This is a genomic window from Mesorhizobium sp. C277A (assembly GCF_040324395.1).
GTDB lineage: Bacteria > Pseudomonadota > Alphaproteobacteria > Rhizobiales > Rhizobiaceae > Mesorhizobium.
Genome location: NZ_JAMYVW010000002.1, coordinates 5,689,832 through 5,701,168, shown reverse-complemented (window position 1 = coordinate 5,701,168; position 11,337 = coordinate 5,689,832). Strand labels below are relative to the sequence as shown.

The following is an 11,337-nucleotide window of genomic DNA, read 5'->3' as shown; positions in this document are numbered from 1 at the left end:
CCCCGCGCATGAGCCTCGTCAAGAAATTCGCCACGGTTGCGTCCGGCACGCTGATGAGCCGCGCCCTTGGCTTTGGCCGCGAAATGCTGATGGCGGCCGCACTCGGCACCGGGCCGGTGGCGGACGCCTTCAACGCCGCCTTTCAGTTTCCCAACACGTTTCGCCGGCTGTTTGCCGAAGGCGCCTTCAACGCCGCTTTCGTGCCGCTGTTTGCCAAGGAGATCGAGACTCACGGCACCGACGGCGCCAAGCGCTTTTCGGAGGAAGTGTTCGGCGTCCTGTTCACCGCACTTCTGGCGCTGACCATCGTCATGGAATTGGCGATGCCGCTGATCGTGCGCTATCTCGTGGCGCCGGGCTTTGCCGACACGCCGGGCAAATTCGAGACGACCGTCCTGCTGGCGACGATCATGTTCCCGTATCTCATCTGCATGTCGCTCGCAGCCATGATGGCCGGCATGCTGAATTCGCTGCGCCGCTATTTCGCGGCTGCCGTGGCGCCCGCATTCCTCAACATCATCCTGATTAGCGTGCTCGGCTACGCCTGGTACCACGGCATGGATGCCCGTGAGGTTGGTTTCAGCCTGTCCTGGGGCGTGCTGGCGGCGGGGCTGGTACAGCTCGCCATTGTCTGGGTGGCTGTGCGCAATGCCGGCATCGCCATCGGTTTTCGCCGGCCGAAGATGACGCCCAACGTCAAGCGCCTGCTGATCCTGGCGCTGCCGGCGGCGATCACCGGCGGCATCACCCAGATCAACCAGCTGATCGGCACGGCGATCGCGTCGGCGCAGGACAGCGCCGTGTCGTCGCTTGCTTACGCCGACCGCATCTACCAGCTGCCGCTCGGCGTCGTCGGCGTCGCGGTGGCCATCGTGCTGTTGCCGGAGCTGTCGCGGGCGCTGAAATCGGGCAATCTGGTCGAGGCGGCCAATCTGCAGAACCGCTCGGTCGAGTTCACCCTGTTCATGACCTTGCCGGCGGCGGCGGCCCTTTGGGTAATGGCGGAGCCGATCGTGCGGCTGGTCTATGAGCGCGGCGCCTTCGCCGCCAACGGCTCGACGCCGACCGTGGCCGCGATCCTGGCGATTTTCGGCCTCGGCCTGCCGGCCTTCGTGCTGATCAAGGCCTTCACTCCCGGCTATTTCGCCCGCGAGGACACGCGCACGCCGATGATGTTCGCCGCCATCTCGGTCGGCGTGAACGTGATCACCGCGCTGACGCTGTTCCCCAAAATGGGCGCGCCCGGCATTGCGGTGGCCTCGGCCGTCGCCGGCTGGGTCAACGCGGTGATGCTGCTTGCGGTGCTGATCCGACGTGGCCATTGGGGCCGCGACGTGCCGCTGTTGAAGCGCATTCCGCGTCTTGTGCTGTCGGCGGCGGTGATGGCGGTGGCGCTCTATTTCGCCGAGCATTGGCTGGCCGTCAGGCTCGGCCCCGGCTCGCCACTGGTGATCAAGGCCGTGACGCTTCTCTCATTGGTGGCCGGCGGGGCGCTGCTCTACTTCGTCACGGCTTTCGCCACCGGCGGCGCCGATTTCGGAATGATCCGGCGCAATGTGAAACGCGGCTCGGGCAAGGCAGCGGCGCCAGCGCCAAACGCCGATCTGGACGAATAGTCCGGGCGAGCTAACAGCAACACCGGTCTTGATCCTCTCCGCCCCTTCGTCCATAAGCGCGCCGTCGCAAGACTTTCGCCGCGCGTGGTTTCCAGCCGCGTGATTGGCTCCGAAAAGTCTGCAACTTTTCGGAATCACGCTTATACGGCCCTCCACAAGCCATGAGGACATCATGACCGCCTTCAAACAGCTCGTCTTTTCCGGGGTACAGCCGACCGGCAATCTGCATCTCGGCAACTATCTCGGCGCCATCAAGAAATTCGTCGCCCTGCAGGACACGTCAGACTGCATCTATTGCGTCGTCGACCTGCATTCGCTGACGGCACAGCTCGTCCATGACGACCTCGCCGACCAGACCCGCTCGATCACCGCGGCCTTCCTTGCCTCCGGCATCGACCCGAAGAAGCACATCGTCTTCAACCAGTCGCGGGTGATGCAGCATGCCGAGCTTGCCTGGATCTTCAACTGCGTGGCGCGCATCGGCTGGATGAACAAGATGACGCAGTTCAAGGACAAGGCCGGCAAGGACCGCGAAAATGCCTCGCTGGGCCTGCTAGCCTATCCCTCACTGATGGCGGCCGACATCCTGCTCTACCGCGCCACCCATGTGCCGGTGGGCGAGGATCAAAAGCAACATCTGGAGCTGACCCGCGACATCGCGCAAAAGTTCAACAATGACTTTTCGAGCCGCATCGCCAGCCTTGGCGTCGGCGTCGAGATGCAGGTCGGCGAGGAGACGGTAAACGGGTTCTTCCCGATAACCGAACCGGTGATCGGCGGGCCGGCGGCGCGCATCATGAGCCTGCGCGACGGTTCGAAGAAAATGTCGAAGTCGGACCCGTCCGACCTGTCGCGTATCAATTTGACCGACGATGCCGACACCATCTCGAAGAAGATCCGCAAGGCCAAGACCGACCCGGAAGCGTTGCCAAGCGAAGTCGACGGCCTGGAAAGCCGCCCGGAAGCGGAAAACCTGGTCGGCATCTATGCCGGGCTGGCCGAGATGTCGAAGGCGGACGTGCTGAAGGAGTTCGGCGGCCAGCAGTTTTCCGTGTTCAAGCCGGCGCTTGCCGACCTTGCCGTGGAAAAACTGGCGCCGATCGCCGGCGAGATGCGCCGCATCGAAGGCGACCGCGCCCATGTCGACGCGGTGCTGAGAGACGGCGGCGAACGCGCCGGCGCGCTGGCTGAGACCACGATGAAGACGGTACGCGACATTATAGGCCTGTTGCAGGGCTGATCCTACCGTCAGTGCACCGCACCATTCTGGCCCAAGGCCGGCGGCTTGCCGCCGGTCTGTCGCGGTGGCAGATTGCGGCCGAAAACATCGAGTAGATAGACATGGTCTCCAAACGCCTCAGTCGCGAAGCCGGCCATCGCAGGAAATTCCTGACGATCATCGACGACACGCCGGAGTGCGAGCGCGCCGTCGCGTACGCCTCCAAGCGGGCGCAGAGCACCAGCGGCACGCTGGTGCTGCTCTACATCATCACACCGGACGACTTTCAGCACTGGCTGGGCGTCGAGAAGATCATGCGCGAGGAAGCCAACGCCACGGCGCGCGCGGCACTCGACGGCTACGCCAACAAGGTGCGCCAGAAGCTCGGCATCGAGCCCGAGATGGTGGTGCGCGAAGGCAAGCCGACCGAGGAGATCCACAAGCTGATCGAGGAAGACCAGGACATCGCCATCCTGGTGCTGGCGGCAGGTGCCGGCAAGGAAGGACCCGGGCCGCTGGTCGGGGCTGTTGCCGGCAAGGGCGCCGCCTTCCCTATTCCCGTCACAGTGGTGCCGCAGAACCTTTCCGACGAGGAGATCGACAGCCTCGCATAGAGAGTGATGCCGGAAAGTGTGAAGCGGTTCGGATAACATCACGATCCTGGATTTATAGCCCGCGCGGGATTCATCCCCAGCCAGTAAAAACATTCCGCCAGCCAGCCATTTTGAGCGATGCGTTTCGCTTGAATGTCCAGCAGATTGAGCCTATTTAGAACTATTCCAAACTAGCTGCCCGACTGGGGCACGGAGACGGCCATGTTCATCCAGACCGAATCGACGCCGAACCCGGCAACGCTGAAGTTCCTGCCCGGCAAGGAAGTGCTTGTCGAAGGCACCGCCGATTTCCGCGACGCCGACAGTGCAGCCAGCGCCTCGCCGCTGGCCGGCCGCCTGTTCGAGATCCCCGGCGTGACCGGCGTCTTCTTCGGCTATGACTTCATCACCGTGACCAAGGACGGCCCGGACTGGCAGCACCTGAAGCCGGCCATCCTCGGCGCCATCATGGAGCATTTCATGTCGGGCGCGCCCGTCATGGTCAACGCCGGCCCCGCTGCCGAGACCAGCCAGACCGGCGAATTCTACGACAAGGCCGATGAGCAACTGGTCATCACCATCAAGGAATTGCTCGACACCAGGGTGCGCCCGGCGGTTGCCCAGGATGGCGGCGACATCACCTTCCGCGGCTTCGAGAACGGCACCGTGTTCCTGCACATGAAGGGCGCCTGCGCCGGCTGCCCGTCCTCGACGGCGACGCTGAAGCACGGCATCCAGAACCTGCTCCGCCACTTCGTGCCGGAAGTACAGCAGGTCGAGCAGGTCTCCTAAGACCCCTTCACGCATTCGAGCGAGCAACAAAAAACCGGGCCAGATTGCCCGGTTTTCTGTTTTGGACGTCCGTTGTTGCCTAGACGGTCCGCGTACGAAGGGTAACGCCTATCTTGACCTTGATCTTCCCGAAAACCGGTTCCACTTTTCGCTTTCGTGGACCTCGGTTCCGGATCAAGGTCCTACATCACGATGACCTTGGCACCGACCGAAGTGCGGTCGTAGAGGTCGATGATGTCCTGGTTCATCAGCCGGATGCAGCCTGACGACATCGCTTTGCCGATCGAATTCCATTCCGGACTGCCGTGCAGGCGGTAGCCCATGTCGCCGCCCTTGTTGAACAGATACATGGCGCGCGCGCCGAGCGGGTTCTTCAAGCCCGGCTCCATGCCGCTCGCGAACTTCGCTAGCTCCGGCTGGCGCTGGATCATCTGCCGCGGCGGCGTCCAGGTCGGCCATTCGCGCTTCAGCGCGATATGGGCGGTGCCGTGCCATTCAAAGCCTTCGCGGCCGACGCCGATGCCGTAGCGGATCGCCCGGCCGTCGCCTTCGACGAAGTAGAGAAACTTGTTCTGGGTATCGACGACGATGGTGCCCGGCTTTTCCGAGGTGTCGTAGTTCACCTCTTGCCGGTGGTACTTCAGCGGCACCCTCTCGATCGGGATGCGCGGCAGTTGGTAGCCTGCATCGTTCACCGAACCGTAGTTGTTGGTGAACAGTTGCGAGCCGATCGTGCTGCAACCCGAGATCGCGGCCGACAACGCAAGTGCGGCGACGATTGCAAATGACTTCATGCGCATGAAATGGTCCGATGCCCCGCCAAGATGTCGCGACACGTTACGGCCGCTTTTCCTGAAATCATTCATGCTGGCATTTGCTTTGCTTGCCAAGCGCGCGATGCCTATATGCAGGAGCTTACGTGCCGGTAAGCCGTCAACTATGGCATTTCGGCAACAGGACTCACGGGATTGTGAAGGAAAAACAATGGGCGGCCCTGTCGGATAGCCTAGAAACAGGGAACCACATCGAGGAATCACAATGAATGTAGGCGATGCCGCGGCGCGGTCCGGCCTGCCGGCCAAGACCATCCGCTACTATGAAGAGATCGGCCTGATCGCGCCGGCGCGCGCCGGCAATGGCTATCGCGATTATTCCAGCGACGACATCCATCGGCTGGCCTTCCTGCGCCGTGCCCGCAACCTCGGCTTTTCAATCGACGATTGCCGCCAGCTGATGGCGCTCTACCGGGACCGCAGCCGCGCCAGCCACGATGTGCGCGAGATCGCCGCCGCCCATGTCAGCGCCATCGAGGAAAAAGTGCGCGAGCTGCAGTCGATGCGCACGACCTTGCAGACGCTGATCCAGGCCTGCCATGGTGACGACCGGCCGGATTGCCCGATTTTGGATGACATTGCGGGGGCTGCGCAGGCCGCAGACAGGCGGGCCACGGTTTGAAGCACGGGCGCCGGGATAGACTGGGCGCCGGACGCGCAAGAAAAACCTCCAAAGGTCTATATCTCATTTGGCTAAAATTACGGAACGTCCAATGGACAAGAACGGAACCAAAGCGGTTACATCAGACCTTCGCGCTCACGACGTAAGACTTTAGTCCGGCCGATTTATAGCTAAGAACGGAAGTCGATCGGCACGACATAGGGCCGCTGTGGATCAATACCAGACTGCACCCAGACGAATATGGTGCGATCGCGGAAGACGCTCGGACCAAGCCGTCACCCAGGTTTGGCAACCGAATAATCGTCTGATGAGGCGCGCGGATGCTGGGGTCAAAATCCGAAAGCGACCGCCACCTTCAGACCGAACGAGTAAGAAGCAGACCTAGCTTGAGGTAGGTTCAAACTCTTCTCTGACTTCCTTCCAGAGCAAAAACTTGAATGGCCACGCTCTGAGATAGGGGATCAGCTTCTCTCGCCGCAGAGCCGCAAAAAGAAGGGTGGTCAGAACTGAAAACATACAGGACAGAAACGCCACAAAAGCTATCGGCATCATCAATACCGCAGTGAAGCCACCTACAATATGCGGCCAAGTACCCTTCTCAGCTACGATTCCCGCGCTAGCAAGAAGGCCAATCCCCAGCAAGATTAGGCCTATCGTGCCCAACGATACGAGCAGCGCGGTGAGTGCGGTTCTACGCTTCATATGCTTTGCCTCCCGGTAGCTTATCTCAAGCATAGCGGGGATCAATCCGCAGGGCGCGTTGTAAAGTATATAGTCGCCCTGCGAAAGGTGATTGTATGGTTGACAAACCCATTTGCTCACGACCTTGGCTCTGCTAGTCTCGCGCTTGGGTTTGGGGGTCAAGACATGAATGCCGTTGAGTTTATCGACAAGGTTCTAACGCCGCTCGGTGGTGGGCTTGGCGTCCTGCTGGCATGCCGGTTTTCACCGCAACTTCGTGCGCAGGTCAGGCCTGGTCTGGAATTAGTGATGGCAGTTATTGTCGTGCTGATCCTGGGAGCCATCAAATGGCTCTAGGAGCTACCCAGCCGTAGGGAAGTTACCAATTTCGGAACCAAATTCCGCCTAACCTTACGAGTCGTCGTTTCGTATACGGCTTGGTCATTTACAAGGTTTCGTATGCATCCGCCCTGATAGCCGCCAGTCGGGAACGCGCTATGCTGGTGCGGCGTGGCGTGCAACGGCTGTTGCGGGACATGGGCCCTCTGCAGAACTGGCCCACGCTTGCCGCGGCGATAACAGGCCCTGACTGCCTCGATTTTTGATGATATGGCGGGCTTAGGCCGGGCGAAGGCAAGGCCGCTTCGGGCAGTGACATAAGCGGCCGGACCTCGCTCATCCGAGACTTCAGGACCTTTTCGGCCATCCCGCTTCTCACAAACGCGGAGATGACACCGATCAGAGATTCGATCCAACGCAGTATTGTCCGCAGTACTTCCCGTAGCGCCTGGCCCATGACGTGACATGCCTCTCGGATCATCAATCGTAGCAGGATTATATTCCTATCTGGCCGAATTTGTCAATCGGGATTTTGCCCAAGCATAGGTTCAAACCGTGAACAAAATCTGGCATGGTGGGTGCCATGCCGATCATTTCGCCGATTCCCCTCAATCCCCTGATCGATGGCCGCCAGTCCGAACGCGCCATGCTGGTGCGGCGCGGCGTGCAGAGGCTGTTGATGCAAATGGGCATGCATGTGCTGCCCGAACTGTCGCTGGCCACCGGGCGGCGCGCCGACCTTGTGGCGCTGACCAGGCAGGGCGACATCTGGATCATCGAGATCAAATCCTCGATCGAGGATTTTCGCGTCGACCGCAAATGGCCTGATTACCGGCTGCACTCCGACCGCTTCTTCTTCGCCACGCATCCGGGCGTGCCATCGGAGATCTTCCCCGAGGAATGCGGCTTCATCCTCTCCGACGGCTACGGCGCCGAGATTCTGCGCGATGCGCCCGAGCACCGGATGGCGGCGGCAACGCGCAAGGCGCTGATGCTGCGCATCGCACGGGCGGGTGCGGCGCGGCTGCTGGCGGCGGAACTGGCGGGTGTGGCGGTGCCGGCGCTGGCGGGAGAGAGCGAGTAGACGAAGCTCAAGTTCCTCGCCCCGCTTTGCGGGGGCGAGGAACCCAAGAACACCTACTCCACCACCTCCTCCACTCCTGCCGCCGGCGCCATCAGGAGCACGGCGGCACCCAGCAGCGCTGCAACGAAGGACCCCGCCAGGATGCCGACCTTGACGGCGTCCTGCAGCGCCATGTCGTTGGCGAAGGCGAGCAGGCCGATGAACAGGCTCATGGTGAAGCCGATGCCGCAGAGCAGCGAAATGCCGATCATGTGCAGCCAGCCGGCATTGACCGGCAGGTCGGCGAAGCCGAGCCGGATCGCCAGCGCCGAGGAGCCGAAGACGCCGGCCAGCTTGCCCAGCACCAGGCCGGCGGCAACGCCGAGCGTCAGCGGCTCGACCAGGGCAGAGGCGCTGAGGCCGGCCAGCGACACGCCGGCATTGGCAAAGCCGAAAATCGGGATGACGAAGAACGGCACGATCTTGTGCAGGCCGTGCTCCAACCGGTGCAGCGGCGAATGGTCGAGATCGTGCCCGCTGCCGGGAGAAGTTTTCAGCGGAATGGTGAGCGCCAGCGCCACGCCGGCCAGCGTCGCATGCACACCCGATTTCAGCACGAGCACCCACAGCACGGCGCCGAGCACGAGGTAAGGCGTCAGCCTCGTCACCCGCATGCGGTTGAGCACGATGAGCACCGCGATGACGGCGAAGGCCGCACCGAGATAGGCCAGCGACAGGCCGCTTGTGTAGAAGATGGCGATGATGATGACGGCGCCGAGATCGTCGATGATGGCGAGCGCGGTGAGAAATATCTTGAGCGACGCCGGCACGCGGTTGCCGAGCAGCGACAGTACGCCGAGCGCAAAGGCGATATCGGTGGCGGTCGGGATCGCCCAGCCGGAGAGCGCGGCGGCGTTGTTGCGGTTGATGGCGACATAGACCAGCGCGGGAACCAGCATGCCGCCGGCGGCGGCGACGCCCGGCAGCACGCGGCGCGGCCAGGTCGAGAGCTGACCGTCGAGCATCTCGCGCTTGATCTCGAGGCCGACCAGCAGGAAGAACACCGCCATCAGCCCATCATTGATCCAGTGCGACACGCTGAGCGGGCCGAGATAGGCGTGGAGAGCGGCGAAATAGGTTTCGGCCAATGGTGAATTGGCGACGATCAGCGCAAGGGCTGCCGCAACCATCAGGATGATGCCGCCCGCCGCCTCGCCATCGAGGAATTCGCGAAGGATGGATTTCGGCTGCTTGTCGCGCATCTGTGCTCCGTTGCCGGGTTTTCCGGCGGCGTTATTGCCGATGATGGGCAAAGGTCGATGGCACGGCAAGCGCAACTGTTTCCAGCGTTGGCGCCGCCCCTCATTGTCCTGCCGGACGTTCGTCATTCGAAAAGCCAAGCAGTTGGCTTTTCGTCCGCTTCGCGGACCATTCCTCAACTCCCCACATAGCGACGGGGAGAAAGAGGCAGCTTCAGCCTCGCCGTCGTCTCCTGCAACGCCGGCGATTGGCGACTCTATACGGGGAGAGGATGCCGGCAGGCAGGTGAGGGGCAGCGCTGAGGTTCGGCAATTGGCCGCCGGCGCCACCGGCGCGTGAACCTCAGCGTGGTGCGCGCTTGGCGAGTATGCGCTGCAGCGTGCGGCGATGCATGTTGAGCCGGCGCGCGGTTTCCGACACGTTGCGGTCGCACATTTCGTAGACGCGCTGGATGTGTTCCCAGCGCACGCGGTCGGCCGACATCGGATTTTCCGGGGGGGCGGCGCGCTCGCCGGCGGTGCGGGTGAGCGCTGCAAACACGTCGTCGGCGTCAGCCGGCTTCGACAGATAGTCGATGGCGCCGAGCTTCACCGCGGTCACCGCGGTGGCAATGTTGCCGTAGCCGGTGAGGATGACGGTGCGGGCATCGTCGCGCTTCTCGCGGATGGCGGCGACGACGTCGAGGCCGTTGCCGTCGCCAAGCCGCATGTCGACCACCGCATAGGCCGGCGGGTGGGCGCGCGCCTTGGCCACTGCCTCCTCGACGCTCTCGGCCGTCTCGACCACGAAACCCCTGGTTTCCATGGCGCGGGCCAGCCGCGTCAGGAACGGCTTGTCGTCGTCGACGATGAGCAGCGAGGTGTCCTCGCCTTCGACCATTGCGCCAATTGCTTCTTCGCCAGTCATTATCTCAAAAAATCCTGCTGCCTTAATTTTACGCAGATATAGTTCCTGAACGCCATTGTCCAATTTTGCCGCCTCCGCCAAGGCTTTTACGCGGTGTCGAACATCGAGATCCCCACCGATTCCGGGTTGAGGAAGACCGTGCGCGGCCACGATATCTGCACGATCGCGCCTTCGCCCAGTCCGCTCGAATTGCGGAAATCGAGCGTGGCGCCGGAGCGTTCGAGCAAGGTCTTGGCGATGAACAGCCCGAGACCCAGGCCACCGCCGGCCTCGTTGCCCTGGCGTGTCGACATATAGGGCTCGCCGATGCGATCGATGATTTCGGGCGGAAAGCCCGGCCCGTCGTCGATGATCGAGAAGGTGACGTCGAGCTCGTCCCAGCTCCAGCGCACGGTGACGGTCTTGCGGGCGAAGTCGACGGCGTTCTCGACCAGATTGCCGAGGCCGTAGATGACGCCGGGGTTGCGCCGTCCCACCGGTTCGGGGCCGACGCGCTCGCCCGGCCGAAGCTTGATCGAGATGCCGAAATCGCGGTGCGGCGCCGTCACCTCCTCGACCAGCGAGGTCAGCGGCAGACGCGACAGATGCGCCTCGCCCTCGGAGGACAGGCTGGTCAGCCGCTTCAGGATCTCGCGGCAGCGCTCGCTCTGCGACCGCAACAGCTTCACATCCTCACCATATTTCGGATCGTTACCCAGCGCCTTCTCCATTTCCTTGGAGACAAGGGCGATGGTGGCGAGCGGCGTGCCGAGTTCGTGCGCGGCGGCGGCGGCGAGGCCATCGAGCGCCGACAGATGCTGCTCGCGCTGCAACACCAGTTCGGTGGCGGCAAGCGCATTGGCGAGCAGGCGAGCTTCCTCGGCGACGCGGAAGGCATAGATGGCGGTGAAGGCGATCGAGGAAAACACCGCCATCCATATCCCGGCGACATAGATGAACGGCATGGGCAGCGGCGCGCCCTCATACCATGGCAGCGGCTGGTGGAAGAAGACCAGCAACGTGGCCGCCGCCATGACCAGCGCGCCGAGCACCGCAGTCAGCCGGAGCGGCAGCGACGCCGCCGAGATGACGACGGGCACGGTCATCAGCACCGAGAACGGGTTGGTGAGGCCGCCGGTCAAATAGAGCAGGCCGGCAAGCTGCAGGCTGTCGAAGGTCAGGATGAAAAAGGCTGAGAACGGGGTCAGCCGGTGCGCTGCCGGATAGCGGAAGGTCAGCACCAGGTTGAGCCAGGCCGAGCAGGCGACCAGCGCGAAGCAGAGGCTGACCGGCAGCGGGAATTTGAGCCCATAGGCGACGACCAGCACCGTCAGGCTCTGGCCGACAATGGCCAGCCAGCGCAGCCGGATCAGCGTGTTGAGGCGCAGCCGCTGGCTTTGCTGGAAGTCTGGCGCGTGCAGGATGTTGATCATG

12 protein-coding genes are annotated in these 11,337 nt (G+C 62.8%); 7 read left to right on the top strand and 5 right to left on the bottom strand.

The window, feature by feature from the left end; genetic code table 11:
• The first annotated feature begins 8 nt into the window (after window positions 1-8).
• From murJ to NKK52_RS28070, 4 genes are all read left to right on the top strand, one after another.
• Window positions 9-1,616, top strand: coding sequence for a murein biosynthesis integral membrane protein MurJ (gene murJ, locus NKK52_RS28085; RefSeq protein WP_023685138.1), 1,608 nt, complete (start codon window positions 9-11; stop codon window positions 1,614-1,616).
• A 172-nt stretch (window positions 1,617-1,788) separates the two neighbouring features.
• The gene (gene trpS / locus NKK52_RS28080; RefSeq protein WP_023725837.1) at window positions 1,789-2,856 is read left to right on the top strand and encodes a tryptophan--tRNA ligase; all 1,068 of its coding nucleotides are present in this window, start codon (window positions 1,789-1,791) and stop codon (window positions 2,854-2,856) included.
• A gap of 101 nt (window positions 2,857-2,957) precedes the next feature.
• Window positions 2,958-3,449: a universal stress protein gene (locus NKK52_RS28075; protein WP_023672856.1), complete on the top strand. Its 492-nt coding sequence runs from the start codon at window positions 2,958-2,960 to the stop codon at window positions 3,447-3,449.
• A 201-nt stretch (window positions 3,450-3,650) separates the two neighbouring features.
• Window positions 3,651-4,220, top strand: a complete 570-nt coding sequence (locus NKK52_RS28070) for a NifU family protein (protein ID WP_023685140.1) — start codon at window positions 3,651-3,653, stop codon at window positions 4,218-4,220.
• Between the two features lie 182 nt (window positions 4,221-4,402).
• Here NKK52_RS28070 and NKK52_RS28065 read toward each other — a convergent pair whose 3' ends face one another.
• A complete protein-coding gene (locus NKK52_RS28065) occupies window positions 4,403-5,020 on the bottom strand; it encodes a L,D-transpeptidase (protein WP_023692663.1) in 618 nt (205 codons plus the stop codon).
• A 238-nt stretch (window positions 5,021-5,258) separates the two neighbouring features.
• Between NKK52_RS28065 and cueR the strand changes: the two genes are divergently transcribed.
• Window positions 5,259-5,675, top strand: coding sequence for a Cu(I)-responsive transcriptional regulator (gene cueR / locus NKK52_RS28060; protein WP_023672853.1), 417 nt, complete (start codon window positions 5,259-5,261; stop codon window positions 5,673-5,675).
• A 381-nt stretch (window positions 5,676-6,056) separates the two neighbouring features.
• Here cueR and NKK52_RS28055 read toward each other — a convergent pair whose 3' ends face one another.
• Entirely contained in the window at window positions 6,057-6,377 is a 321-nt protein-coding gene (locus NKK52_RS28055) for a hypothetical protein (protein ID WP_023736191.1), read from the bottom strand.
• Window positions 6,378-6,542: 165 nt separating this feature from the next.
• Here NKK52_RS28055 and NKK52_RS28050 point away from each other — a divergent pair, with 165 nt between their 5' ends.
• Window positions 6,543-6,713 (top strand): hypothetical protein, encoded by a 171-nt coding sequence (locus NKK52_RS28050; protein WP_023685143.1) that lies wholly within the window; start codon window positions 6,543-6,545, stop codon window positions 6,711-6,713.
• A gap of 565 nt (window positions 6,714-7,278) precedes the next feature.
• Window positions 7,279-7,779, top strand: a complete 501-nt coding sequence (locus NKK52_RS28045; RefSeq protein ID WP_352518566.1) for an MmcB family DNA repair protein — start codon at window positions 7,279-7,281, stop codon at window positions 7,777-7,779.
• Window positions 7,780-7,832: 53 nt separating this feature from the next.
• Here NKK52_RS28045 and nhaA read toward each other — a convergent pair whose 3' ends face one another.
• From nhaA to NKK52_RS28030, 3 genes are all read right to left on the bottom strand, one after another.
• Complete coding sequence (gene nhaA / locus NKK52_RS28040; RefSeq protein ID WP_023732524.1) at window positions 7,833-9,020, bottom strand: Na+/H+ antiporter NhaA; 1,188 nt, start codon at window positions 9,018-9,020, stop codon at window positions 7,833-7,835.
• Between the two features lie 340 nt (window positions 9,021-9,360).
• The gene (locus NKK52_RS28035; protein WP_023672848.1) at window positions 9,361-9,924 is read right to left on the bottom strand and encodes an ActR/PrrA/RegA family redox response regulator transcription factor; all 564 of its coding nucleotides are present in this window, start codon (window positions 9,922-9,924) and stop codon (window positions 9,361-9,363) included.
• A gap of 86 nt (window positions 9,925-10,010) precedes the next feature.
• Window positions 10,011-11,336 (bottom strand): ActS/PrrB/RegB family redox-sensitive histidine kinase, encoded by a 1,326-nt coding sequence (locus NKK52_RS28030; RefSeq protein ID WP_023685147.1) that lies wholly within the window; start codon window positions 11,334-11,336, stop codon window positions 10,011-10,013.
• Window position 11,337 lies beyond the last annotated feature (1 nt).